Source organism: Serratia sp. (in: enterobacteria), assembly GCF_052400455.1.
Taxonomy (GTDB): domain Bacteria; phylum Pseudomonadota; class Gammaproteobacteria; order Enterobacterales; family Enterobacteriaceae; genus Serratia; species Serratia ureilytica.
The window spans coordinates 1,978,117-2,000,508 of the sequence record NZ_CP185812.1 but is presented as its reverse complement, the minus strand read 5'-3'; the positions used below and the strand labels follow the sequence as shown (position 1 = coordinate 2,000,508).

The 22,392-nt window shown below is 52.7% G+C and carries 30 protein-coding genes, 3 tRNA genes and 1 pseudogene; 8 read left to right on the top strand and 26 right to left on the bottom strand.

Going from position 1 to position 22,392, the window contains the following annotated elements:
- The 4 genes and pseudogenes from ACORQT_RS09675 to ACORQT_RS09660 form a co-directional block, all read right to left on the bottom strand.
- Nucleotides 1-1,326, bottom strand: coding sequence for a DUF2213 domain-containing protein (locus ACORQT_RS09675; protein ID WP_444859377.1), 1,326 nt, complete (start codon nt 1,324-1,326; stop codon nt 1-3).
- A 3-nt stretch (nt 1,327-1,329) separates the two neighbouring features.
- On the bottom strand, nt 1,330-2,013 hold the full coding sequence (locus tag ACORQT_RS09670) for a phage head morphogenesis protein (protein WP_444859426.1): 684 nt from the start codon (nt 2,011-2,013) through the stop codon (nt 1,330-1,332).
- A 40-nt stretch (nt 2,014-2,053) separates the two neighbouring features.
- Entirely contained in the window at nt 2,054-3,598 is a 1,545-nt protein-coding gene (locus ACORQT_RS09665; protein ID WP_444859376.1) for a DUF1073 domain-containing protein, read from the bottom strand.
- A pseudogene (locus ACORQT_RS09660) lies at nt 3,598-5,216 on the bottom strand (TerL protein). The gene ACORQT_RS09665 and the pseudogene ACORQT_RS09660 overlap by 1 nt, the downstream one beginning before the upstream one ends.
- 100 nt (nt 5,217-5,316) lie before the next feature.
- Between ACORQT_RS09660 and ACORQT_RS09655 the strand changes: the two are divergent.
- Nucleotides 5,317-5,517 carry a YegP family protein gene (locus ACORQT_RS09655; RefSeq protein WP_286653145.1) on the top strand — a complete coding sequence of 67 codons (201 nt, stop codon included), beginning with the start codon at nt 5,317-5,319 and terminating at the stop codon, nt 5,515-5,517.
- Between the two features lie 208 nt (nt 5,518-5,725).
- Here the strand turns inward: ACORQT_RS09655 and ACORQT_RS09650 are convergent, their stop codons facing one another.
- A complete protein-coding gene (locus ACORQT_RS09650; protein ID WP_444859375.1) occupies nt 5,726-6,748 on the bottom strand; it encodes a terminase small subunit in 1,023 nt (340 codons plus the stop codon).
- A gap of 206 nt (nt 6,749-6,954) precedes the next feature.
- Here ACORQT_RS09650 and ACORQT_RS09645 point away from each other — a divergent pair, with 206 nt between their 5' ends.
- Both ACORQT_RS09645 and ACORQT_RS09640 read left to right on the top strand, forming a co-directional pair.
- Nucleotides 6,955-7,188 carry a YnfU family zinc-binding protein gene (locus ACORQT_RS09645; protein WP_311771921.1) on the top strand — a complete coding sequence of 78 codons (234 nt, stop codon included), beginning with the start codon at nt 6,955-6,957 and terminating at the stop codon, nt 7,186-7,188.
- 81 nt (nt 7,189-7,269) lie between these two features.
- Entirely contained in the window at nt 7,270-7,425 is a 156-nt protein-coding gene (locus ACORQT_RS09640) for a hypothetical protein (RefSeq protein WP_185742228.1), read from the top strand.
- Nucleotides 7,426-7,495: 70 nt separating this feature from the next.
- On the opposite strand, the gene lysC is transcribed toward ACORQT_RS09640, so the two are convergent.
- From lysC to ACORQT_RS09540, 20 genes are all read right to left on the bottom strand, one after another.
- Entirely contained in the window at nt 7,496-7,756 is a 261-nt protein-coding gene (gene lysC / locus ACORQT_RS09635) for an Rz1-like lysis system protein LysC (RefSeq protein ID WP_422066967.1), read from the bottom strand.
- On the bottom strand, nt 7,656-8,042 hold the full coding sequence (locus ACORQT_RS09630) for a hypothetical protein (protein ID WP_196018485.1): 387 nt from the start codon (nt 8,040-8,042) through the stop codon (nt 7,656-7,658). The genes lysC and ACORQT_RS09630 overlap by 101 nt, the downstream gene beginning before the upstream one ends.
- Nucleotides 8,039-8,569, bottom strand: a complete 531-nt coding sequence (locus ACORQT_RS09625) for a lysozyme (RefSeq protein ID WP_213587103.1) — start codon at nt 8,567-8,569, stop codon at nt 8,039-8,041. Before ACORQT_RS09625 ends, ACORQT_RS09630 begins: the two co-directional genes overlap by 4 nt.
- On the bottom strand, nt 8,569-8,823 hold the full coding sequence (locus ACORQT_RS09620) for a phage holin (protein WP_197751875.1): 255 nt from the start codon (nt 8,821-8,823) through the stop codon (nt 8,569-8,571). The genes ACORQT_RS09625 and ACORQT_RS09620 overlap by 1 nt, the downstream gene beginning before the upstream one ends.
- Nucleotides 8,824-8,946: 123 nt before the next feature.
- A complete protein-coding gene (locus ACORQT_RS09615) occupies nt 8,947-9,663 on the bottom strand; it encodes a PACE efflux transporter (RefSeq protein ID WP_444859374.1) in 717 nt (238 codons plus the stop codon).
- Between the two features lie 542 nt (nt 9,664-10,205).
- Nucleotides 10,206-10,280: transfer RNA gene (locus ACORQT_RS09610), tRNA-Gly, on the bottom strand.
- Nucleotides 10,281-10,282: 2 nt separating this feature from the next.
- Nucleotides 10,283-10,363, bottom strand: a tRNA-His gene (locus ACORQT_RS09605).
- 2 nt (nt 10,364-10,365) lie between these two features.
- A tRNA-Ile gene (locus tag ACORQT_RS09600) sits at nt 10,366-10,442 on the bottom strand.
- A gap of 260 nt (nt 10,443-10,702) precedes the next feature.
- Nucleotides 10,703-11,101, bottom strand: coding sequence for an antiterminator Q family protein (locus ACORQT_RS09595; RefSeq protein ID WP_142075375.1), 399 nt, complete (start codon nt 11,099-11,101; stop codon nt 10,703-10,705).
- Nucleotides 11,101-11,385, bottom strand: a complete 285-nt coding sequence (locus tag ACORQT_RS09590; protein ID WP_060424662.1) for a DUF1364 domain-containing protein — start codon at nt 11,383-11,385, stop codon at nt 11,101-11,103. The genes ACORQT_RS09595 and ACORQT_RS09590 overlap by 1 nt, the downstream gene beginning before the upstream one ends.
- Nucleotides 11,382-11,975, bottom strand: a complete 594-nt coding sequence (locus ACORQT_RS09585; RefSeq protein ID WP_444859373.1) for a DUF1367 family protein — start codon at nt 11,973-11,975, stop codon at nt 11,382-11,384. Before ACORQT_RS09585 ends, ACORQT_RS09590 begins: the two co-directional genes overlap by 4 nt.
- A gap of 530 nt (nt 11,976-12,505) precedes the next feature.
- Nucleotides 12,506-13,045, bottom strand: coding sequence for a hypothetical protein (locus ACORQT_RS09580; protein WP_444859372.1), 540 nt, complete (start codon nt 13,043-13,045; stop codon nt 12,506-12,508).
- A complete protein-coding gene (locus tag ACORQT_RS09575; RefSeq protein ID WP_444859371.1) occupies nt 13,042-13,971 on the bottom strand; it encodes a hypothetical protein in 930 nt (309 codons plus the stop codon). Before ACORQT_RS09575 ends, ACORQT_RS09580 begins: the two co-directional genes overlap by 4 nt.
- Before the next feature lie 198 nt (nt 13,972-14,169).
- On the bottom strand, nt 14,170-14,415 hold the full coding sequence (locus ACORQT_RS09570) for a hypothetical protein (protein ID WP_444859370.1): 246 nt from the start codon (nt 14,413-14,415) through the stop codon (nt 14,170-14,172).
- A 3-nt stretch (nt 14,416-14,418) separates the two neighbouring features.
- A complete protein-coding gene (locus ACORQT_RS09565; RefSeq protein WP_060433367.1) occupies nt 14,419-14,841 on the bottom strand; it encodes a hypothetical protein in 423 nt (140 codons plus the stop codon).
- A 44-nt stretch (nt 14,842-14,885) separates the two neighbouring features.
- Entirely contained in the window at nt 14,886-16,301 is a 1,416-nt protein-coding gene (locus tag ACORQT_RS09560) for a DnaB-like helicase C-terminal domain-containing protein (RefSeq protein ID WP_444859369.1), read from the bottom strand.
- Nucleotides 16,291-17,094 carry a replication protein gene (locus tag ACORQT_RS09555; RefSeq protein WP_199559492.1) on the bottom strand — a complete coding sequence of 268 codons (804 nt, stop codon included), beginning with the start codon at nt 17,092-17,094 and terminating at the stop codon, nt 16,291-16,293. Before ACORQT_RS09555 ends, ACORQT_RS09560 begins: the two co-directional genes overlap by 11 nt.
- Nucleotides 17,095-17,096: 2 nt before the next feature.
- Nucleotides 17,097-17,321 (bottom strand): hypothetical protein, encoded by a 225-nt coding sequence (locus ACORQT_RS09550; RefSeq protein WP_127146226.1) that lies wholly within the window; start codon nt 17,319-17,321, stop codon nt 17,097-17,099.
- Between the two features lie 23 nt (nt 17,322-17,344).
- Complete coding sequence (locus ACORQT_RS09545) at nt 17,345-17,797, bottom strand: toxin YdaT family protein (protein ID WP_089194573.1); 453 nt, start codon at nt 17,795-17,797, stop codon at nt 17,345-17,347.
- A gap of 61 nt (nt 17,798-17,858) precedes the next feature.
- Nucleotides 17,859-18,065, bottom strand: coding sequence for a Cro/CI family transcriptional regulator (locus ACORQT_RS09540; RefSeq protein WP_047568252.1), 207 nt, complete (start codon nt 18,063-18,065; stop codon nt 17,859-17,861).
- Between the two features lie 80 nt (nt 18,066-18,145).
- Here ACORQT_RS09540 and ACORQT_RS09535 point away from each other — a divergent pair, with 80 nt between their 5' ends.
- The gene (locus ACORQT_RS09535; protein ID WP_047568254.1) at nt 18,146-18,532 is read left to right on the top strand and encodes a helix-turn-helix domain-containing protein; all 387 of its coding nucleotides are present in this window, start codon (nt 18,146-18,148) and stop codon (nt 18,530-18,532) included.
- 3 nt (nt 18,533-18,535) lie between these two features.
- On the opposite strand, the gene ACORQT_RS09530 is transcribed toward ACORQT_RS09535, so the two are convergent.
- Entirely contained in the window at nt 18,536-18,991 is a 456-nt protein-coding gene (locus ACORQT_RS09530; RefSeq protein ID WP_444859368.1) for a hypothetical protein, read from the bottom strand.
- A gap of 38 nt (nt 18,992-19,029) precedes the next feature.
- Between ACORQT_RS09530 and ACORQT_RS09525 the strand changes: the two genes are divergently transcribed.
- Genes ACORQT_RS09525 through ACORQT_RS09510 form a run of 4 tightly spaced genes read left to right on the top strand, consistent with a single transcriptional unit; the run spans nt 19,030 to nt 22,356 of the window.
- Nucleotides 19,030-19,347, top strand: coding sequence for a hypothetical protein (locus ACORQT_RS09525; protein WP_099032783.1), 318 nt, complete (start codon nt 19,030-19,032; stop codon nt 19,345-19,347).
- A gap of 10 nt (nt 19,348-19,357) precedes the next feature.
- Nucleotides 19,358-19,636 carry a hypothetical protein gene (locus ACORQT_RS09520; protein WP_089194571.1) on the top strand — a complete coding sequence of 93 codons (279 nt, stop codon included), beginning with the start codon at nt 19,358-19,360 and terminating at the stop codon, nt 19,634-19,636.
- 51 nt (nt 19,637-19,687) lie between these two features.
- Complete coding sequence (locus ACORQT_RS09515) at nt 19,688-21,859, top strand: hypothetical protein (RefSeq protein ID WP_444859367.1); 2,172 nt, start codon at nt 19,688-19,690, stop codon at nt 21,857-21,859.
- The gene (locus ACORQT_RS09510; RefSeq protein ID WP_195880703.1) at nt 21,856-22,356 is read left to right on the top strand and encodes a siphovirus Gp157 family protein; all 501 of its coding nucleotides are present in this window, start codon (nt 21,856-21,858) and stop codon (nt 22,354-22,356) included. Before ACORQT_RS09515 ends, ACORQT_RS09510 begins: the two co-directional genes overlap by 4 nt.
- The last annotated feature ends 36 nt before the right edge of the window (nt 22,357-22,392 follow it).

The following is a 22,392-nucleotide window of genomic DNA, read 5'->3' as shown; positions in this document are numbered from 1 at the left end:
TTAATAACCTTTTTTAAGTTTGCCGGCGGTAGGGAAATCGGCAGCGAAAGACGATGCAGCCGCGGAGTCATGCGCCAGTTTCGGCGCCTTGACGGCCTGTTTTTGCTCTACGGCATACTTCACCATGCTGCGGTAAGCGCTTGGGTGTACGTCGGTGATATCGATCCCGGCCTGTTCGAGAGCAGTGCGGTAAACCTCCTCGGCGGAGTCCATCGCCACCACGTCACCAATCAGAGGACGCACCTCACTTTCAGCGGTGCGAACCGCCTGGAAGTTTTTCGCAGCCGCCTTGGTGGCGTTGTCAGCCGCCAGCCTGATAGCCGCATCCATCGCCGGTTTGCTGACCGTATCGGGATTCGTTTTTACCGGGTCTTTTGCTGGATCGGCCGGGGTGTCATCCGCAGCCGGCATCAGTACCGCTTTGATTTTTTCCAGCACTTCCTCCGGCACTTTGTCGGACAACAGCGCCAGGATGCTTTCCAGTGGGTTTTCCGTATCAAACGCTGGTCCGTTCTCTTCCGGCTCGACCACTTCTTCGGCGGCCTCCATCAGTTCGGCAAGCTCGGCCGGCTCGATTTCCATATCCTGCGCCAGGCGGCCGGAAAACGCGGATTTGACCGCATTCGCGATCGCGTTGGGGCGTTTATGCTGGCCCACCAATTGCGTGAGGTCTTTCGGCGAGGCGTCTTGCGCCAGGCGAGGTTTAAGATAGGCGCCCAGCGCTGCGCGCATGGCGACACCCTTACGATTTAATTTCATGTTTTGTAACTCCTTCGGGAGACAATCAAATACCAGCACATCGGATCCGGCCCGGCCGTCACCGACCAGCGCCACGTGGTTACCGACGATATCCCGCATCACGCCGTCAAATTTGACGCCATCCGGGGTAACGCCTGGGGTCATGTCAGCGACGTACGCATACGACGATGACAGTTCTCGTTGCTCGTCGGTCTCGATACCGGCGATGGCGGAGTTGTCCCAAATCGACAATCCGTTTGTTAGGTAGGTGCCATCAAAATCACTGTTGGCGTGCGTTGTCCCCACCCGAAGCTCACGCGCGGGCGCGCCTGGGTAATCAGGCTTGTGTCGGCAAAGGATGGGGATGTTATTGAAGGTTTTCGCTGCCTTGCGCAGCTCGTCGGGGTCGCGGTACAGCATGTACAGCCGATCGGGTTCAAGTCCCAGCGCCTCGGAATTCGGGATTTCTCGCCCGTAATAGCCGCACACGTTGGCCTTGCTGATGTTGCTGCGTTCTACCTGCAGCCGTCCGACCTTATCAACTTGCCGCACCGAACCCCTGTCAAATGCCAGTCGTTCAGTCGTCATTCATTACTCCAGTCCCGGTAAAATCGCCTCCCATCCACACCTGCAATGAATTTTTTCCCCTGGCATGATCCATTCGCCATCGATAAACATGCCTTTGTCCAGATCGAATTCTTTTCCGTCGGCTTTCACATGGGAGATGCGCGGTTCTTTCCCTGCGTGGGAATGGCGCCAGCGCCCTCGGCGGATGCCAAGCGCACGCTGGCGCGCCGACTGCATGGCAGACGTTGCCTTGTTGTTCTGATCCAGCGCGATAAAAGCCGCCCGGCGCCGGGTGACGCCATAGCGCTGTTGCAGCTCTTTGGTAAGGGTGCCGAGATCACGCCCGCGGGATACCGACTGCATTACCAGCGTTTCGACCTGCGTGAGGTACTGCTGCGGAATGGAGCGGATCAGATTGACGTTCTCGGTGATGGTCGCCTGCAGCGCGTTGTTCATTTCCGCCGTCATTTTGAATGGCACCGTGAAACCGGCCTGCTGCAATGCAGTGAAAAGCGACGCATCGCTATTCTTCATCACATCAGAAGCGAAACGCTCAGCCAGTTTCCCGGCCAGCACATCGAATTTTTTTCGCCAGCGCCGCGACAATTTACGCATGGCATCGCGCATCATGATCGCCGGTGAGGCATCCTGCGCCAGCCCGGTCTGCCGGTATTCGGCGCGCAGCCAATAAAGCGTACTGATGTGCAGCTCCTGCACCGCCCTATCCAGCTGCCGGCGGTACCAAGCCTCAATCCCCGCGTTGGGTCGGATCTGACGGAGGGTCTTTTTCCGGCGCACTTTCCTCGAGGTTGAAGTTTTCGTCGTCTTCGTCGTCGTCAATCTCGATCTCCCCGCTTAAATCCAGACCGCTGTAGGGGCTGTTAGAATCAGATGCCAGTTTTTCGCGCACCTCGTTATTCGTCACTGAGCCAATGGCCTCGTAAATCTGGTCCGTCTCCGCTTCTGTTTTGCGGATGGCGGCCTGCTGTTCACGCGTCATTTCGTGCAGGGATTCGAATTCAAAGGTGATATCCGGATCGATGTCGCCAAACTCCGACAGCTGGATAATGTCCATCACGCGCTTTATCGGGTGCTTGAGTAACCTGGACGCGCTGGCCGCTATCGTGTCGTAGAACACCTTGATCTCGCCCTCGCTCGAGGCATTCAACCCCGTGGGGCTCAGGCCGGCGAACTTCACCGACGGGATCGCACTGACAAAGAACATGTGCTCTTGTGCCTGCGCCTGAAGCGTGTCCAGCCCGCTCAGTGGCGTGTTGAACTGGAAGAATTCTTCCTGTGCCTTGTCCAGTATCAACAAGCCGCGCGTGTCTCGCGTGCGGTTATACAGCTCCGCGCGCTTGGCATAGTTGGGATCGTTCTTTCCGCTTAACGCATTCGTCATGTTCGTGCTGATGCCGCTCAGGGAAAAGGAATGAAGCACATCGCCGACGCTATCGCGGGTACGCAGCCAGTTATTGACGTAGGGCTCGGCGATTTGTGTCAGCGACAAGCCGCCGAAGTTATAGGCCGGCTTCAACATGTCAGGCACCGGCCGGGAAATCAGATCCAACATGCGGCTGGCGTGTACGGTCTTACCCATCACGAACCACTCCGCCGGCTTGTAGAAATCATCGCTCAGCGGGTTATCGGCGTTGTAGATGCCTGGGTAGGTCCATACCGGCTCAATCACGCGAAAGCCCACCAGCGAGCCGGGCGTGATTTTTTTGTTGGACAGAAACAGCCGGGATTGCAGCTCCTCCGGATCCGTCCATGCGGACAAACCGCGCGGGGAACGCACATCGATGTATATCTGGCCGCGGCCGAAAAATCCGTCGTGCTCAATAGCCAGGCGGAAAACATCCTGCACCTTGTAGCGCTCCATCGCCTTAACGAGTAGCGCGATGCGGTCAGCCTTGCTTTCATCCCCGTCACTGGCCGCTTTAACCTTGATCCATTTGCGGGTCATTTCCTCGGCGATCACGCTCACCATCCGGCGATATTCCGGCAACTGGGCGAGTTGCGCCAAATAGGGATAGCCAGGGAAGCCGCCGAAAACGTAATCGGGGTAGCTGCCGTTCAGTGAATCGTATGGCGTTGCATCCATCGCAAGAATCGCACTGCGGATACCGTCAGGGATAACACCGGCCGGCGGTTCGTACTTCTCGAACTCACGCCGCTTTTTGTGTCCGACCTCTGCGAGCATCTCGTCGCTGATCGCAATCCCTGGCGATTTTGGCGCCTCCTGCACTGGCGGCGCCTCGTCACTCGTTTTTTTTCGCTTAAAGGGCCACATCAAATACTCTCCAAAAAGTCGTCGGAAATGAGCATTGGCATTTCCATTGGGGCGTAGGCGATCATTGCCGAGTCGGCGAGGTTCGGTGATTTGGTGCCGTCAGGCTTTTTATCAACCACGATTTTCCCCACACCATTCACCGTGTAAGTGGGCTGGGATAATTCAATAACCAGCTTGTCCTTTTTTTCATCGTCCCAGAGATGGAAATAATTTCGTCAGGATCAAATTCCATGCCTTCAGTCACTGCGCGGTAGGTTTTTTGGAACCGGGTACGCAGTGACCACCACCCCTGTGCTTTGGCATTGGCGAAAAAGTCCTTGTTAAGGCGGGCTGGCCGTCCGTTATCGCCACGAACGGCCTCGCCTTCGGGATCGAATACCGCGCCGCTACCGCGGAATGGGACAGCGACAATTGTCGGTATGTCTTCAGCTTCACGGTTTTCGTTTATTACCCGTGCGTCGCCGCGCGCCCCGGCCCCCAGACCGTCTGAGTCAAACCTGAAGTGATCAAGCAGTTGCTGATCGCAAATGTTAAAAGCTTTCTGAACGGTTCCAAAAATGTCGTCGCCCTTCCCCGACCACTCGTCGATATCCTCTAGGAGGAAACCGTGACGGGACGTAAAGGCGTTGGTGTCCTTGCCCTCATCGGCAACATCCAGAGCCCCCATGCGCACGCCCGTTGGCTCGATGCCAAGCGCGATGTGAGCGTCGATCGCCGCCTGCACCCATGCAGACGGGATCAGCACGCCCTCGACGGATGCGCTGTAGTTGATGTCGATTTCTTGTGCCACGGTGACCGCGTCGAGCTCCTCTACCTGCTTGTCGTACCAAGTCTGGTCTTTGCGAGGGTCATCACGCCAGTGGAACGTAAACACGTCGATCTTGCCGCTATGACGGCGCTCAGCGAAGGAGTTGGCCATGCCGTTCGGCGTTGAAATGTCCTGCCGGCAGTTGGTGGTGGCAGACAGCGACGCATCAACCAGATAAGGCCGCTCCAGGAACGCGGATTCGTCCACGATGTAGAAACTGGTGCGGTCACCGCGCCCGATGCCGTCGCCGGCCTCACCGGTCATTGCTGATTCGGTTTCCGGGAATAGGATGCGCATGTGCGGCGCGTGCTGTTTGGCACTCCAGCCGCCGCGAAACTCTACCGGCAACAGGCTAATGAAGTTACGGGCTTTGTCGAACAGCGACTTCGGTGAGCCGATTTTATCAACGTATTCTTCTTTGCGAGAGCCGAAGCCGGCGAAAACGCCCCGGTTAAACAGGCAGAGCGACGACGCCATCCCTACCGTCAGCCATGACATCCCCATGTCGCGGGTTTTCTCCGTGATACCGGGTTTTGATGCCCGCCAGTGCTCTACAAACCACTGGATCCACTCCTCCTGCTTTGGGAACAGCAGAAATGGGATGCGCGCCGGTAAGCCACGCTCGACGTTGCGCGGGTCAACCGTCATTCCCCAATCAATGATGAACTGAGCCGGGTTGTCCTTATAAAATGCCTTCATGATTGGGAGCGATTCAGGATTAGCCCTGATGCGCTGTAGGCGCTCCATCCTCCATTCGAACACCTGGGTGTAATCCGGATTTTTGAAGTCGAACGGGAATGGAATGGGCATATTAATACCTAACTCATTATTTACACTTGCTATTGTTTAAATCTTCAGACTGGATAATTATTAATCCGCTTGCTCAATCACTAAAAGATAGGAGGTTACGATGGGTTATTACGTCATTAGAAAATCAGAGAAACAAACACCTCAGCCTTATTATTTCGTCTTGCATGCTAACAATGGCCAGACGATTGCAACGAGCGAAATGTATGCCACCAAACAGGGTGCACAAGCCGGCATCGCTTCTGTGCAGTTAAATGGACCAACTACAGATATTCGAGATGAAACGCCTGGCTTGTTTGGTTAGTAGAAAATTAGGCTCTTCGGAGCCTTTTTAACATAATGATGGTTACCCGCACCGCCGTAATAGCACTCATCACCAAATCCCCTTCAACCGCCTATTTCCGCCAATCTTCGAGCCAGATCCGTTGAAAACGGACTGCATAAACAGCGCATAAAACACGGGTGTTTTTGCATAGTGCCAAAATTGGATTTTCGGGCTGTTTCTGGCAGTTTTACCCCATCAGCTTGCGGTAGGCCTCTGCAGCTTCTTCCGGTGTCAGATTGACGCTTTCGGTTTTGACAGGGCCTCCATCCGGACCACTCAGTTCAGTCTTGTTTCTCACCATACCCAGGTGCTGCGCCACCATCTTCAGCGCGTCATCCTGATTTCGGGTGATCACTTCAATTCCGAACTTGCCCTCCTTAATGCCAGCGAAAAGCCGCCGGGCGGCGCCGGTCAAATCTCGGGAGTCGTGGAAGTGCGCGCGGCCTACGCCAGCGCCATTGCAGCGAGGGCATTCAGGATTGGGATCCAGCATCGCATCAAAGCCGTAACCACCTCTGTCGGATGGCTCAGGCTTATTCGCGGCTTTAGCCTTCACCGCCGCCTCCTCGTGCTCCACCGCATCCATCCACTGATACTGGTGGCCGAAGCCCCAACAATAACGGCAGCATAACCGGCGGTACTCAGTGATCTGGTTGACGTCCGCCGTGGCAATGTCCCACCACATTTTCAGGACAGCATCTTGGGTGATCTGGGTGCGACGTTCGCGAGCAGCCAGCGCGTCGCTGATTGCCCTGTTCACCTTAGCGTTTCTATACATGCGGCTGGCGCTGACATAGGCCGTGTTGCCTTCGCCCTTCCCACCCGCGCGTTTGTATGCCGCCGTCCTGTTCAGATCGATGAGGTACTCATTCACGAAACGCCACTGCATATCGTTTAACCCGTATTTGCGCGGCTCTAGGCCTGGCGTACCGCCATCCCCATAATCGGCATAAGGATTGGTGTCATTATCCGGGGCGACTGCTTCAATGTTGGCTTTGAGGATGGTACGCACCTTTCCTTTTTGCGTACCGCTTTTGCGTACCTGCGTACTTTTTTGCGTACCGCTCTTTCCTTTGCGTACCCAACCATGCTTTTTAGCGCGCTTTCTGATTGCCCCTTCACTGATGCCGTATATCTCTGCCAGGTCGCGGAGTGAAAGTTGACCGGCACAGTAATCGCGCTCGAGGCATCTTTCTTCCGGTTGTGGCATAACGTTCTCCGTGAATAAAAAAAGCCACGGGCAACCATGATCTGAGTGATCGGTGGGTGTCGCCTGTGGCTTTGCTTGCGCATTACGCAGCACCTGGATAGATGCTTCTGTGATGGGCAATAAAAAACCCGCCGGAGCGGGTCGTTATCGATGTTCTGTTAATTCTTGCCGTTGGCCTCAGACAACCAACGTCGATAGCGCAAAAAATGAACTATCGTGAGCTATTACCACTTTTGAGGAGTATAGTTATTACCCATGCATCATACCCGGTGAAAGATATGTCTATCTTCGATGCCCTAAAGATGTTCAGTGACTCGTCCGTGAAAGTTGCTTGTCCAAAATGTTCCTATGTCACTGAGCAAAGTTCACAAAAGCTTCGTAAGAACATCACTCTAATCTGCCCTGAATGTGGCCATTACTTCTTACCAGAGGAAGAGTAAAAAGACGTTTTACCCTTCCCTATCTTATTTTCAAGACCTTATCGTTTAGGACTTAAAGCTGCAAATACGGAACCATTCAAAATGTCTGATGATGAGCTGAAAATCTTTTTGTTTGCCCAAACATGCGTGATTCTTTCTGGAGTTTTAGCCGCCAGAGAGGGTCAGCCACTAATCATCCAGCAGCGTTTTAGCAAAGTGTATGAACTTTTGGCGCAAGAATATGAAAAGTTAACCTAACAAACTATTTTGTGCGTGTTTTGGTTTATTTTCACCTCACGGAGGTGCTTTTTCATTCTATCGATGGCATTCAATGATTAGTACCTTCAATTCTATCCCGCCACTGGTTCAGTGTAGCCACCTGGCCGACGCAAATTGATAAAGCTGTTTGAAGCGCCAGCGCGTGGCTGCCGATATCCCCCCAGGTATCACCCTGCAATTTTGGTTGCTCGCAGGGAGTGAACACCGACTCAGGGGGAAACAACACGATCGGCGCCGGCGGCGGCGGTGTCCGTTCCGCGCAAGAGGCCAATAACAGCACCAGGAGCAGTGCGGCGGGCGCACTCGTCATTTTTAATGGCATCCTGATATTTTCTCTGGTAGTTTTCGCCCTGCTGGCGCAGCTGCTGCTCTCTCCGTTGCTGTTCGACCATCATTGCGCGATTACGGGCGTCATCCGCGCGCAGTGTGGTGATCAGTCCTGCCTGTTGCGCCAGCGTCTTTTCCTGCTCAGCAGTCTGCAGGCGCGCCAGCGCCAACTGGTGCGACAACAGCGAGCTGTAACCGCCGAGGCAAATTGACGCCACCAGCAGGAGTAGCATTACCCCGCCAGCCAGTTTTAAGAGCCAGGCGCTCATTTGTCTAATCCCCAGCAAGCCAGCTCGGCTTCCTGATCGCGCCTTACGATCTGCCCGTAGCAGTTATTCGAACGGATACGGCAATCTCGGCCGCCATCGTAAATCCAGCCACGGATTTCTCTGCAGGCGCCGATGCGGTCGCCGGCATTCAGTTTTCTGTAAAAGGTGGATGTGAAGCACTTAGCAGGGCCGATATTCCACGGACAGAACGAGGCGATCCCGACTTTTTGCGGTTCGGTCAGCGTTACCTTGACGTTGCGATCCACCCAATCGAGCGCCTTTTTCTGCTCGACTGCGTCAATCTGCTTGCACTGCTCAGCGCTCAGGCGCTGCCCCTTAACGACCTTTTGGCCGTTGACCATCGTCACACCGCCGCAAATTGTCCAGATGCCGACACCGTCCTGGTATGCAGTCAGGCGCTGACCTTCTTTTTCTTCCTGAAACTGCGACATCATGACCGGGGCCGATGCGCCGGCAGCAATCAACGCCAGCATAGCGGCGCTGAGTTTGGTTTTTATCGAAGCCACTACTCGCCCCCTAACAGGTCAACGTCCCGCGCGCTGATGTTCTTGTTTGAGCGGTCAATGAGGTACATTTTCAGTAACCTTTCTCGCCGGCACCTGAACCAAATACCCACGATGCACCCAATAACGGAACTGAGGATGCCGACAAAAATGCCGATCACCATCCACTCACTGGGCGAGAAATAATTTATTGCCCCGAGCAGCAGGCCTACCAGCCAGCCGCCATGCGTGGCGCTATCTGCGATTTTTTCCGGCATGGATCTCACCTTTCCCCCTTCCGGGGATCTGTCCCGGTACCGGGTGATAAAAACAAAAAAACCACCTTCCGGTGGCTTTCAATTGCACATTGAAAAATGTGCGGAAATTTAAATACGATACTCTTAGCTAGTAGGCTCGCGCTTAGTCACCAAAATCCAACGAGCGTAGTCGTAACACCAGTTGAAGATGATCGTATAAGGCAGGAAAAAGAGGACTAATCCAATCTCAACAACGAAAGCCTGAACTAAAGGCAGCCCAAGCAGAATCATTGCCATCGGCGTTAACAAAACAATCAGCCCAACCTCAAATGTCACTGCATGCGCTACACGCACCATGAAGCTCCGCTCAAACCCATATCTATTCTGAAACTCATCAAAAAATTTGTTGAAAATGTAGTTCCAGATGGTTGCTGTCAAAGCAGAGGTTACAGAAAGCAATGCGGACTGGATCAGGGGAACTTGTAGGGCAAATGCGACAAAACAAGCAGTTAGAACATTTGCTAACAGTTCGAATAGAACTGCATGAAAAACTCTTTCTCTACGACTTTTATTCAGCTCAATCTTCATTTTACCTAACTTTATGTTTCTCAAGAAGTATGGGCGCGCATTGTAGACGACTATGATTAAACTTCTTAATAACGAATTACTATGAAGCGTGTTTTTTTTATTGGGAGTGCCACAGTTGAAAGAGTTCAGCCAGCAGCCGTAAACACAGCCGGTAAGAGGGGGAGCCGTGTGTGTCGTCCGTTGGCTGGGGCTGAAATGCAAAAAGCCCCGCACTATGGCGAGGTTTGAATGTGGTGTGGTAGCGGGACTCGAACCCGCATTCAGGATCAGCATTAGCATCATGCCTTCCCTGCCAGATAGCCCGGTTGATGCTTTACTCTATCCATCTAACCCGCAAACGGGAATTGAGTTGCACCACACAGATAAGAACACTGCATTATTCAACAGCTATCAAGCAAATTAGGTTTCTCAGGCCCGCCCGATAGCTTCTCATGCTCCCGCTCTGTATAAAACCCAGCGCTTGCAATGCTCTTAACTGTTGTGATCAAAAAAGCCTGGCGATTTCCAGAAATTTCATTTTCAGCTCAAGGCAATGAGACGCGCTCCCCGCTTGATTTCCATGTAGCTTCTTTCAAAGTGAAATACCTCCAACACACCGAACCAGTCTTTTTTAATAGCCGCCTTACGCAGCGACCGATCATCGCTCCATTGACGCTTAAGCGTTCGAATTTGCCACCAGCGCTTTATGGTGATAACCAATATTAGTCTCGATATAAAGGTGGAAAGTGAGTGAAGTGACAGCATAGTCTTTACTGCGCTGTCCGCTGCCCAGGTGTGGCGCCTGAAAAAATCAGCCTGCATTAAGACGTTGATATTGGAGCAGCCAGCGGGAATCGAACCCGCATCATCAGCTTGGAAGGCTGAGGTAATAGCCATTATACAATGACTGCGTTGGTCCGCCATCGAGGTCTCGAACCCCGGCTCTTACTTCCTGTCACGAAGCAATGCTCTTGCCACGTTGAGCTAATGGCGGTTTGGTGGCCCTTGCTAGGCTTGAACCAGCGACTAATCAGTTATGAGCCGACTGCTCTAACCAACTGAGCTAAAGGGCTGATGCGAGGATAAAATGTTGAGTGGCGGCCGGCGCTTATCTTCGGCTTGTCTCGGAGGACTGCAATTCACCACAACCGGAGAGTATCCTACATCGCCGACAACTACTAGTGAAGTTCACCGATACCCTCTCCGCCGCCCACTTCACAAACCAGAAATAAAAAACCCCGCCGGAGCGAGGTTTTGAGAGTTGATAAGCTACGTCACTGCGTAACCACTCTTATCACAATAGCCAGTAAAATTCGTAACGAAAAGCGGAAATCTATGCGACTGCCGAAATTACTGTTCTGCTCGTCCATGCATCCATCTCAAGCGCTGCCCCAGTCATAGCCAGACAGCCTTCAATAAAACTTTCCGCCATCATTAGTTTTTGCCGCACACTGCCCTCTGAAATCTTCCAACGACGAGCTATGGCTGACTTGGAAACCCCATAGCGATAATGCAGCATGATGACGCCAAGCTCTCTCTCATCGCGAACTTTCTTTAACCTACCGACAGCACCATCGATGATCAGTCCGTCATTATCGCAGCATGAGGGTTTGCTCTTACGGGTATCCGGAAGCAGTCCTTTAAAACCGGCTGCGATTGGGGAGTAGTCCACTCCGCTATTGTCCTGCGCCCACTGCCCCCAGCGTTCTAAAACCATCTGTATATCGCGCATTATAATTTTCCTTCCTTTCTCAAAATTTCTTGAGTGCGCATGACGCCTTCGGCGTGCATAAGCCGGGCGTCGTTCGCGTCGATAAGCCGTGTGCGACGGTCTACTTCATCGTGACAGGCGCTGCAGGCCCAAGCGGCCTGCGTGTCATCTGGCTTTATTGCCGTGCCGCAGGTTCCGGCCAACCGGTAATGCGCCAACACAGTGGTTTCTGGGTTGAAATTGCATACGCCGGGGATCCGCACCTGACACTCTCGGCCGCGGGCCTCTTTGGTTAATTTGCTCATGACGTGTACCCCATCAGCCGGGCGGCAGCGTTTTCTGCAGACTGTTGATCGGGGAAAGTGCGAAACAGGATGTAGTTCCAGAGCACATCTAGGACAGCTTTGTAAAATTCGCCGAATTCGATGTCGTCCATTTTTGCGAAAGAGATTGACTTTGGCTCGTTACGAATGGTTCCGTCAGGCAGGATGAATTCGGTGTAGAAGCCGGCCTGAATGGTTACCCAGGCGCGAAACGCTTCGAATGACTTTGCGGCGCTGATATTCCCGGCTCGCTTTTCTGCTAAATCCGCAAAATATTCATCGGCAGCGGCCTGCAACGCATCTTCACCGCCGGCGTAATATGCGAGGAATTTCACGTAACCGGTAACCAGCTCTTTGTCGGTCGGCGATATGGCACCACCGGTCGGCTGCCAGTAGTCGAAGCCGAGATTCAGCAGTGAGAACAGTTTGCGATGAAACGCAGGGTTTCGGGTCTGTTTGAAATCGGCGTAGAGAACAGAGCCGACTTTTTTTGATCGTAAAAAATCCCTGGCATGCCGGGTTGCGGGTACCAGCAGATCACCTGCTGCTTTGATGTACGAATACTGCGCCATTGAATGTTCTCCAGTAGCGCAGCAGTTGCTCAGAATTCGAACGGGCTGGGTGTTCAGTCCAGCCCGTTAATTATAGCGCGTTTCCATCAGGTCTTACAATCGAATAACCGGCGGATTTTGCTAAATCAATCAACGCGTTAAGTGATGCTATGTGCTCGTTATCCTTAACGATGCGAGTGCCAGTTATGACCCCATTTTCGCAGGAGATAACCATTCTTCCGGTGCTGGGTAATGACGTAATGAAATCTTCAATATTAATCAAATAACTATCTCTTTTTGTGTGCTTCTAGTTTATTTAATAATAGAATCGCACACAAAAATAGATCATTCCGTTGTTTCAAGTCATAAACAACAACCCAATTATATCAAGCCAGAGATCATAAGATTCATAATTTTTGATTGGGATATAAATTATATCTATTTGTATGACAATAAACCACATCAACTAACAATCTATTGAGAAAAATAATTTAAAAATATTAACTTGATAGAGGGTAGATAACGATCTTATCTACCCATACAAAAGCCATTTAAGTATCCAGCACAACACTAAATCGTTTTATTATCATTAAAAATGTTATTATGGTCGATATAAAAAGATAGTAACAAAGAAATGTGATGAAATAGAAAATATAGATTTTTTCATCTCCAGTCACAGATTTCTCATCAAAAAATGAAAGAGCAACCGACAAAACAACGATTACAATAGATGTAAGTATTGCGTAACAAGTATTTTTGCACAATTCAGTGTAAAGTGTGATTCTAGTTTTATTTAATTCCTTCTTACTGATATCTTCCTCTTTTTCATCTTTTTCCTTTATCTTTGATTTCTGATCGTAAACCATTATCACTGCACTCATTAATAACGCAGTGGTTATTGCCCCAAAGTTAACCAAAATAGATATAACACTAGGCTTCATTATTCCTGCGATATAACAAATAATGAAACTGACTATAGCCGGAAGTAATAAATGAGTAAAAACATCCGACTTGGATAGTTTTGAACACCCATCGTCTTTTAATGTGAAAAAATGATCCTTAATTATACCAATGAAGTTTATCTTATTCATATATGCAACCCGCTACGATTATGAATTGATGATATGATATCATTCGTATGGGTACGAATCTCGTCGTGTAATGCCGATAAATTCGGAATTCCCGTTAGCAAGTCAATCTGCAACTTTGAATCATCCAGAAGTATGCCGATACCCTTACCCAAAATGTCATAGATATTATAGACAACATCTCTACCATTTACTTCTGCTTTGAATTTAACTTTTTCACTATTATCAGAAAGTATCTCAACTATTTCTTTATGCTTACCATTGCCAATATAATCTTTAACCTTACCAAGGTGTGAGGCATTATTGCGAATAGTGTACTCGGTTTGAATGTGAGTTGAGGCATTTTTAACAGCATCGGCCAAATCTTTATGTGGTTTAAATCCAATAGCCTTTATCTCAGATATTTGTGACTCCAATATATATTGGGGGATATTTTTATGGAGTAAAGGCCTAAATCTTGGTTCCATAGACAATGGAGCTGCTTTAAAATGCGCAATTATATTTTCAAATAGAACCCCTCTCGGGCTAATTTTATCAGATGAATGAATGGCTATAATACCTTCATCAAGCGCATCTGGTAGGTATAACATAACATATCTAGCTCTCTCGGGAACATCGTCGACAGTTACTGTGAACTTTTTCGGTTGAGATAATGATTTATGTCTTACGGAATATTGCTCGCCATATTTCCCAACATTAACATACCCATATATAAGCTTTTTGTTATCATCAAAATTTAATGATGATATTGATACTACAGTCTTGGCTCCCTGCGATTCCATCGCAATATTATAATTAGCAATGATATAATTTTTTATGATATCATATGCTTTAATCTGGTTATTATTTTTAAGTTCACCTAAATTATAACTTTTGTGACCACCTTTCTTTTCTAGAACTCGAAAAGAATAGAAATTTACGCTGTGCATTTGTTATCCTCTTTTTTTGATTTTTATAAACATTACAGCAGAAAAAGAACAAATCAAGAGACAAAAATCAAGCTTTTGAACACAATCCAATATTAAGCCGCCTAACTCAAGTTTTATCAAAGTAGTATCAGCCACTATTGCTATAATGCCGGGACAACACCATCCATGGATTGGACATAATCTATCCCTTGAAATGCGTCATTGCTCCTTCCCCTCCCAGCCACCACGCCAGTAATTCAAGCGCGCCCTAAAATGTTCCCGGTATTGCTCCGGCGCCTCTTCAATCGCCATCAGCACCTTTGTGCGGGTGATCTTCCGCGCGAATAAATCGCGGATCAGGCCACAGGCGCGCAGGTCGAACTGCTCTAAATCGCGTTGTTCCTGCGTCCAGCTGCATCGATTGAATGGCAGGCCGGGCGGTAGATAGTCCGATTGCCCGACCATTGTTTATGCCCTCGATTCGGCCGCCAGACGGCGCATGACGTCTTTTTCACGTGGGGGTAACCCACTTGCCACGCTTTTCTGTATCTCGCGGCGTACGGCCGTTATAGGCTTCAGGATGTGCAGCACCCGATCGAGTGGCATGCGGAGCATCAGCGCGATGCTTTCGGGAGAGCGCCCCAGGCGCTGCAGCTCGTAGATACCTGTCATCACCCGGCGGCCGTAGCTGATACGGTCACCGATTTTGACGATCGGGCCGGATTCGGCTGCCGGCCGGGCGACGCGTTGGGGTTTTGGCGGTGGGCAGTACGGCGCGCGGGAACGGGCGCGGGCCGCCTGGTTGATTCTGTCCATAATGGCCGGCAGGTGGTCGCAGCCGTCATCCATCACAAACCGCTTATCGCGGATCATTTCGTTGATAGTACTCATGGTCTTTCCTCGTTTTGGTCGTTCAAGCGCTGGTCAGGCGCCGGTTAAAAACTCTTTGTCGCTTCGTTCTTGTCGGCGTAACGCCGCTCTCTCGCTTGCCCCGTCTGCGCCCGGCGAGCGGCCTCCTCGTCAGTTATGTCTCGGATATATCCGTTTTCCAGCAGCGCATACGCGGTGCCAGTAGCGCCCTCACGGTTCAGGCGCAAAATCACTTCCATCAGCTGCGGGTCGGCACCTTTGGTGTATACGGCGTCGCGGTACAGGCCGATCCACACGTCGCAATCCTGCTCGATCTGGCCGGTGTCTTTACTGTCGCTCGGCACAGGGCGCTTGTCGGCACGGTCTTCGAGTTTGCGGTTCAGCTGGGTCAGCAGCAGCACCGGGCAATCCAATTCTTTGGCCAGATTTTTAAGGCCTGTGGTGATATCGCCATACGCAATATCGCGGCGCTCAGCCTCCTCGGCTTTCATCAGGGTCAGGTAGTCGATCGCCACCAGCCCCACCGTGCCGCGCTGGCGCTTCACTTTGCGGCACTCCGCCACAATGTGCGCCAGCGTCACGCCCGGCGTACTGTCGATCATCAGATTCGACTCGGCCAGCTCGGTGGCCTTGGCCATGGCGCGCGCCATATCACTGTCGTCGTGGGCGCCAACGTAGAAAATCTCCGATTTCACGCGGGCTTCCTGTGCGACCATTCGCTCGATGATCCCCCGGTCGGTCATTTCCAGGCTGAAAACGAGCGTCGGCAGTCGGTGGTTCAGCGCAAAGTGCGCGCTGATTTTGTTGTAGAGTGCGGTTTTGCCCATCTTCGGGCGGGCACCCACCACAACCAGCGCGCCGCGCAGCACCTGTTTCGGGTACATCAGCCGGTCGAGACTCTCGATCCCCAACGTCAGGCCGGCGGCGCTGTCCGGGTCTTGGAACCGGCGATCCATCTCGTCCACCCATTCGCCGATCACTTCCCCCGCAGCGCGAAGGCCGCCGCGTTTGCCGGTTCTCGCATGGTCGGATACGGCGGTGATCATCTGCTGCACGCTGGCCAGCTTGTTCGCCGCGTCCATGCCGTTGTTGGCACCAACCAGCTCAATGCAGGCGTAAAGCTTCTCCAGCGCATAGCGGAGAACAGCTTTCTCTCGCACTGCATGCGCATAGCTGACCATCGCGGGAACGCTGGTATTCCTGCCGGTTTCCGCCAGATACGCGAACCCACCTACCTGCTCCAGTACGCCCTTGCTCTCGAGTGAATCGCTCAGAGTGATCAGGTCAGTCGGTCGGCTGGCGTTCACCAGCGCGCGCAGCTCGGTGAAAATTATCCGGTGCGCCGCCAGATAGAACGATTCCGGTTTCAGCAAGCCGAACACTGCCGCCGCCCTGTCGTGCTCAGTGTTGTGCATCAGGCTGCCGAGAATGGCCTGCTCAAGGTCGATGTTGTACGGCGCGGCCGGCAGGTTATCGATCATCGGCGCGGCCCTCTTTCACGGCGACATAGCAGCGCTCAGTGATCAGGTAGTCGAAGTTTTTACGGCGCCACTGACCGCCGCGGCCGTTCGGCCGGTCTTCCAGCATCCACCGGCAGTTCTCGGCGATAAACTGCAGGTATGCCTGCCAGCGGGTTTCGTTGAACTTGAATTTCTTCCAGAAGTTACGCAGCGTGCGCTTACGGGTATCCGTCAGGATCTGCACCGTCGCCATTTCCGGCAGCGTAGCGTGATAGGCTTCGAGGATTTTTTGATAATCCATCCGATCGGCCTGCGGCTGTTCAGGGTGATCAGCGCCAGCTGATCCACCATCAGTAATCTCTGTAGTATTCTCTGTTGTATTCTCTTGTAACATTTGGTCATTTTGACCAGATGAGAACTGGTCATTCTGACCACATGCCATTTGGTCATTTTGACCAGATGCATTTACGCAACTTAGCTTTTCCAATTGGTCATAATTTATCGCGTACCACTTGGTGCGGGTGTACGGATCATTCAGCAATTCGCGGTGCAGTTTCGCCGACAAAATAAGCCCTGCAGATTCCAGACTGGCCAGCGTGCGCTTGATGGTGCTGTCAGACCAAAAGACTAATTCTTCTGACCACTCAGCCGCTGTTCTGTAAAACCAGACGCGTCCGCCATGCCGGTGTTCAGAACGGCTTAACCAGTAGTGGATCTGCTGCAGCAAGATAGCTTCATTCAGCCCAATCTTGGCCGCTAGCGACGGCATAACCAGCAGCGGCGGCTCGTTTATCAGAAGCTTGGAAGTGTTCATCGTCAGATCCCCAGCGCGTCCGCTATCTGTCGGCACGCGTCCTGGTACTGCCCCGGCGATAAATTGAGTTGGCGCAGCGCAGCCTTGCTCTGCTCGTATTGTTCCCAGACCGACAGCGCAGCAGCGCGCCGGCCTTCAAAAATTGGCTCGATTTCTTCCCGGTGCGCTGGCGCACCATTCAGCTTGTAGCCGTTCCGCCAGGTGATGCGGTCGATTGAATTGAGCATTGGTCTTTCCTCGGTACAAAGTTTTACGCGGCGCTGGTCAGGCGCTGGGTTTCCTGCAGGGCGACAAGTGCGCCGGCAATGCGCTGCGGCGTGTCACAGGCACCAAGTAGGATTGCGATAATCGCGGCGGCAAATTCACGGATGGCCACCGAAAGCAAATACTGTTGAGTCGGGCCGGCCAGCCGGGCACGCCGTTCCGCCGGCAGCGCTGCGAGCATGGCGTCGGCCAGCTCCCGAACTTTCTCACGCGCAGCTTTCGACTCGCTGCGCATGTGGCGAAATATCGCCTGCCGGTTGGTGTTGATCGCTCGCCAGTCGGCGGCGCCGGTTTCATCCTCGATCGGATACAGCCGAACCCGGTCACCGCCTGCGCCAAGCTGGAACCATGCGCGGGTGATCTCGATGGCAACGTGTTCCTGCCCCTGCTCCGCCGCCCAGCCCACGATCTCATTTTTCAGTTTCTCGATGTTTTCCACTTCGCGTCTCCTGTCGCTCGAAAACCAATTTTGCTTAATCGGATTTCGGTGGGGTTGGTTGTTAAGCTGCACCCTTGTTGACACCATCGCGGTTTTGATAAAGCGCGGGATCGTATTTCAGGGCACCGTTAGTAATACGTTCAAGACGAGCGGCACGCCCTTCGGGAACAAGCTCGCCCCATGCGTAAACAGTTGGTTTTTTTACGCCGGCCGCAGCAGCCAGCCCTGCTTTAGTTTTGAAGAATGCGATTGCATCTGCGGTATACATACGGACACCTCTTGTTAGATTTGTCTAACAAGCTAGATGTTCAGGATAACGAAGTCAAGAAAATTTAGAATAATCTAACTATGACATTACCCGGCGAGCGCATTCGTGCGCGAAGAAAAGAACTGAAACTCACCCAGCGCGCTCTTGCAAAGAACGTGCAGGTTGCCCACGTCACGATCTCGCAATGGGAAACGGGTGATAGTGAGCCAGGAGGGAAAAATCTATTCGCCCTCAGCAAGGCTTTACAATGCTCACCTACGTGGATTCTTTACGGAGATGAGAATCAGCAGCCAGGCGATCCGGTTGAGTTGCCGCGTCAACTCGATGAACGTGAAACTGAACTGCTGGATTTGTTTAAGGCATTACCAGAGTCTGAGAAAGAAGCCCACCTAGCCTCTCTTCGGGAAAAGGTCGATGGTCTGAACCGACTGTTTGAAGAGTTGCTTCAAGCCAGAAAATCCCTGTAAAAATTAACCCAATGTTTTCATGACGTTGGGCTTTTTATCGCTCATTTTGTTCGTTTTATCTAATTTTATATTGACCTTAAAGTTAGAATTATCTAAATTAATCTCCATCAACAGCGCACTAACCCTGCAGCGGTTGTTCAGAAATGTTCCGCCAGCCGGGCGATACGCGGCAAAGAATTTAAACGTGGTGGTCGTAACTTCGGGGCGTTGTTCTCGGCCACCACAACCCGAAAGACATTGCTGTGTGTAGTCTTTCGCCCCGCGCACCGGGGCAATTTTTTCACCCAGCAAATTGAGGAAAGACCGGGAGCCTGACCAGCTCTGACAGCCGGGAAAGACCGGCAACCACCAGACGTAAAAAAACCCGCCGAAGCGGGTTCTTTTACCCCGGCGCCGACCAAAGCAACCGGGAATGATACAGGGGACCAACCCTGTATCGAGGAAAGACCAATAACCCATGGAGCTACTGATCAGCTCCGATTATATCAGGAGTCGCTATGAAAGCACTACAGATACCCGTCACGCTGTTTATCCACGCGAACGTTAGCCAGTACACGCAAGAGAAAATCTCTGTGTTCACCATGGACATGTCTCAGTACCCGGAATACGTGCTGCTGGAAACCCGCACAATCCACATCGACGTTAACCAGCCTGAACCGATCGACATCATCGGGAAACAGGTTGAAGCGTTGAAGCTGGAAAAAGCCCGTCTGGCCGACGCCACTTACAAACGCATTGCCGAGATCGACGATCAGGTGCAGCAGCTGCTTTGCATTGAGCACTGCCCTGTCGACGCCGACGAACTCCCGTACTGAGGGCGTGGCCATGGATATCGAAATGGATAACCTGAAATCAGAGCTGGTGCTGTGGTATGGAGTCGATCCAGCAAGCCAACGCGATCAGTTCGAAGCCGCGGCGACGCACGGCTATTCCGACGAGGCGATCGAGGTTTTCACCTACATCGACGGCAACGCCGCCGACACCCGCGACCGCTTGCTAATGGCCGTAATGATGGCGACGTCTGACACCCTGCAGCAGCGCCAACGTGAGCTTTACAGCTGGTATTGTGACAACGTGAAAGCCGTAGCGCGCGAGAAATTTTAACCCACCCCGGCGCCTGACCAGCGCCGTTTTTAAACAGAGGAAAGACCAAAAATGCCTATCTACATTTCACTTTTTGAGCCTAAGAAAAAGGCTCAGGTTAACGGCGCCGTGCCGCTGGTGATCTCGTTGGAAGCGCCAAACAAGCGCGCGGCCGAAAGCATCGCCACCGGCAAACTGTACGAATCCTACCCGGAGGGCGGCGACAACTTCTTCAACCCGAAAACCGTCGAAGATCAAACTGGCCACCCTCGCCCGGCTGTCGGTCAGTTCGATGAAAAATTTGCCGCTGATAACGTGTTCGACGGCAACGCCTGGACGCCAAAAGAGCCAGAGCCAGAATTGCCGGCCGGGCCTATCGACCTGATGGCGCAGCCTGCCAACGTTCGGATCGCCGCCGTTGTGATGTACGGTGATGGCGAGATCGATGATAGTCAGTTATCGCTGGTTGTGGATTTGCTCAATGACGAGGAAACGCCAGATGATACCGGCATGCGCGCGGTGATCGACGGGCTTGTATCAGTTCCCGCTGTCGGCGCCATGTACCCCGCATCCGTCTACAAATTGGTTTCAGCACTGTTCCAAAACACCACCGCCATGCCGACCAGAGAAGCCACCACCGCATTCGCACAGGCCTGGGTCGACAAGCCTGACGATCGCGAAAACCTCACGCACACCAGCACCAGCACCAGCACCAGCACCAGCACCAGCACCAGCACCGACAATACCGGCGGTGCGGCCGACTACAACACCCTGAGCATGCACACCGCACTGTCGATCATGGGCGTTAATCCTGCGGATGCGAAAGCGGCTGACGTGAAGAACGCCAAAGAGATTATCGCAAACCGCGATAACGCTTGGCGCGCGTGGGACAAAACGCTGCGTGTGATCGTCGGCATTCTCAACGTCGAAACGGACGTGCGCCACGGCATCATTTCCGACGGCCTGAAAAACCTCAAGCTGATCAGCGACGACGCAGAACGCCTGCACTTTGTGAAATCCCGTCTTGCTGGTCACCCTGCATGCGCCGAACTGGCGAACTATGGCAAGGGCGACGAGAAGCCGGTCGAGGTGGCCAACCTTGGCGGCGGCCGCTTCTCTATCGAAGGTCTGATCGGAAGCGGTGAGCAGCAGCATACGGATCCAGACACGGCGCAGCCTGCCGCCTCAAATCAGGGTGAAAAAACGGAAGTGGCGCAGCAGCAGGTTACCGACGCCGCGGCTGCGCAGGCCAAGCAGCAACTGGATCAGATGGGCTATGGCGTTTACGCCAACGCGCCAGCGGAGAAATCCCCGCAACTGCAGCAGGCGGAAGAAAACGCCGACCGCGCCGAAGCGCTGGCGCAGCAGCTGAAAGCCGACGATTTCCAGCAGCGCGCCGCGCAGGTTGCGCAGGTGATCGCCGAGCAGCCAGCTGAGGCCCAGAAGAATCTCGATATCTGGAAGCGCGTTATGCGTACAGATCCTCGATATACGAAGCCGATCGAAGGGGCTGGCTATGTCGGTACCAGCATCAACAGCGAATACATGTTTATGCGCGCAACCGAAATTTTTGGCCCTATCGGTACGGGCTGGGGATTTGACATTGTAGAAGAGAAGATGATCGCCGGCGCACCAATGAGCGAGGCCGTATTCGAGGGCGGGAAAATTATTGGTAACCGCATTCTACGCGATGCAGACGGTTCTATCTTGTTCGAGCAGAACCACAGCCTACTGATCGAGTTTTGGTATGTTCTGAACGGCACCAAAGGCCGAGTTACGGCATATGGCGCCACGCCATATATGTACAAAACGAAGCGCGGTTTTATGGCTGACGGTGAGGTGATGAAAAAGAGCCTCACCGACGCGATCAAAAAGTCGCTGTCCATGCTGGGCTTCTCCGCCGACGTGTTCCTGGGTTGGCACGACCTGCCGGAATATCGCGAAGAAAACGCCACCGAGTTCGCGATCAGAAATGCCAGTGACAAGGCCGAAGACGTAACGCGCCTGCGTGAAGAACTGGACGAGAAGCTGGCAAAAGTCGCCGACACCATCACATCTGCTGTAACAGTCAACGAGGCCAGTAAGGTTCACGCCTCCATCGCTCGCGAGGTCGAAACGCATCGCAAGGCCGCTGAGGCAAAAGGCGATGCCGATCATGCCAAGTACCTGGCCGGCCGCCTGCGCCGCCTCACCGCACTGAAAGATGAACGTATCGCCGCATTGTCCGAGGAGAAAGCACCATGAGCACTACCGCCATTGCATTAGCAGCTGATTACGCCAAGTTGCACGAACTGGTCGAAACCTCCGACGATCTGACGCCGGAGATGATCGCCGACACGCTTGAAGGTATTGAAGGGGCGCTCGGCGACAAGCTGGACGCCGCTTTTATCCACGTTCGCAATATCGAGGGGCAGGCCGACACGCTGACGGCGGAAATCAAACGCCTGACCGACCGTAAAAAGTCATTCGAGAACCGCGCCAAGTCGATCCGCAAGTATGTGCTGGCGTGCCTGCTGGCCAGCGGTCAAGGCTCAATTAAAACCACGGCGAACACCTTCACGGCGCGCAAAGGCTCCGCCAGCGTGGTGGTCGACAATGCCGACCTGCTGCCTGATGAACTGGTGACGGTGCAAACGGTGGTAGCGCCGGACAAGAAAGCCATCAAAGAGGCAATCGAGAACGGCGTGGAAGTCAAAGGCGCGCATATCGAAATCGGCGAACCGTCGCTGCAGGTGCGTTAATCATCCGGCCCCGGCGACGGGGCCAATACTGAGGAT

Excerpts from the sequence above, each read along its gene's own strand:
- ACORQT_RS09570 (WP_444859370.1), bottom strand. The coding sequence starts at position 14,415 with ATGGTCGGGCAATCGGACTATCTACCGCCCGGCCTGCCATTCAATCGA.
- ACORQT_RS09565 (WP_060433367.1), bottom strand. The coding sequence starts at position 14,841 with ATGAGTACTATCAACGAAATGATCCGCGATAAGCGGTTTGTGATGGAT.
- ACORQT_RS09575 (WP_444859371.1), bottom strand. The coding sequence starts at position 13,971 with ATGCACAGCGTAAATTTCTATTCTTTTCGAGTTCTAGAAAAGAAAGGT.
- ACORQT_RS09655 (WP_286653145.1), top strand. The coding sequence starts at position 5,317 with ATGGGTTATTACGTCATTAGAAAATCAGAGAAACAAACACCTCAGCCT.
- lysC (WP_422066967.1), bottom strand. The coding sequence starts at position 7,756 with ATGACGAGTGCGCCCGCCGCACTGCTCCTGGTGCTGTTATTGGCCTCT.
- ACORQT_RS09520 (WP_089194571.1), top strand. The coding sequence starts at position 19,358 with ATGGATATCGAAATGGATAACCTGAAATCAGAGCTGGTGCTGTGGTAT.
- ACORQT_RS09590 (WP_060424662.1), bottom strand. The coding sequence starts at position 11,385 with ATGAGCAAATTAACCAAAGAGGCCCGCGGCCGAGAGTGTCAGGTGCGG.
- ACORQT_RS09650 (WP_444859375.1), bottom strand. The coding sequence starts at position 6,748 with ATGCCACAACCGGAAGAAAGATGCCTCGAGCGCGATTACTGTGCCGGT.
- ACORQT_RS09615 (WP_444859374.1), bottom strand. The coding sequence starts at position 9,663 with ATGCTGATCCTGAATGCGGGTTCGAGTCCCGCTACCACACCACATTCA.
- ACORQT_RS09630 (WP_196018485.1), bottom strand. The coding sequence starts at position 8,042 with ATGAGCGCCTGGCTCTTAAAACTGGCTGGCGGGGTAATGCTACTCCTG.
- ACORQT_RS09540 (WP_047568252.1), bottom strand. The coding sequence starts at position 18,065 with ATGTATACCGCAGATGCAATCGCATTCTTCAAAACTAAAGCAGGGCTG.
- ACORQT_RS09595 (WP_142075375.1), bottom strand. The coding sequence starts at position 11,101 with ATGCGCGATATACAGATGGTTTTAGAACGCTGGGGGCAGTGGGCGCAG.
- ACORQT_RS09580 (WP_444859372.1), bottom strand. The coding sequence starts at position 13,045 with ATGAATAAGATAAACTTCATTGGTATAATTAAGGATCATTTTTTCACA.
- ACORQT_RS09640 (WP_185742228.1), top strand. The coding sequence starts at position 7,270 with ATGTCTGATGATGAGCTGAAAATCTTTTTGTTTGCCCAAACATGCGTG.
- ACORQT_RS09675 (WP_444859377.1), bottom strand. The coding sequence starts at position 1,326 with ATGACGACTGAACGACTGGCATTTGACAGGGGTTCGGTGCGGCAAGTT.
- ACORQT_RS09585 (WP_444859373.1), bottom strand. The coding sequence starts at position 11,975 with ATGGCGCAGTATTCGTACATCAAAGCAGCAGGTGATCTGCTGGTACCC.
- ACORQT_RS09515 (WP_444859367.1), top strand. The coding sequence starts at position 19,688 with ATGCCTATCTACATTTCACTTTTTGAGCCTAAGAAAAAGGCTCAGGTT.
- ACORQT_RS09665 (WP_444859376.1), bottom strand. The coding sequence starts at position 3,598 with ATGTGGCCCTTTAAGCGAAAAAAAACGAGTGACGAGGCGCCGCCAGTG.
- ACORQT_RS09525 (WP_099032783.1), top strand. The coding sequence starts at position 19,030 with ATGAAAGCACTACAGATACCCGTCACGCTGTTTATCCACGCGAACGTT.
- ACORQT_RS09555 (WP_199559492.1), bottom strand. The coding sequence starts at position 17,094 with ATGAACACTTCCAAGCTTCTGATAAACGAGCCGCCGCTGCTGGTTATG.
- ACORQT_RS09530 (WP_444859368.1), bottom strand. The coding sequence starts at position 18,991 with ATGGGTTATTGGTCTTTCCTCGATACAGGGTTGGTCCCCTGTATCATT.
- ACORQT_RS09535 (WP_047568254.1), top strand. The coding sequence starts at position 18,146 with ATGACATTACCCGGCGAGCGCATTCGTGCGCGAAGAAAAGAACTGAAA.
- ACORQT_RS09510 (WP_195880703.1), top strand. The coding sequence starts at position 21,856 with ATGAGCACTACCGCCATTGCATTAGCAGCTGATTACGCCAAGTTGCAC.
- ACORQT_RS09560 (WP_444859369.1), bottom strand. The coding sequence starts at position 16,301 with ATGATCGATAACCTGCCGGCCGCGCCGTACAACATCGACCTTGAGCAG.
- ACORQT_RS09550 (WP_127146226.1), bottom strand. The coding sequence starts at position 17,321 with ATGCTCAATTCAATCGACCGCATCACCTGGCGGAACGGCTACAAGCTG.
- ACORQT_RS09645 (WP_311771921.1), top strand. The coding sequence starts at position 6,955 with ATGAACTATCGTGAGCTATTACCACTTTTGAGGAGTATAGTTATTACC.
- ACORQT_RS09620 (WP_197751875.1), bottom strand. The coding sequence starts at position 8,823 with ATGCCGGAAAAAATCGCAGATAGCGCCACGCATGGCGGCTGGCTGGTA.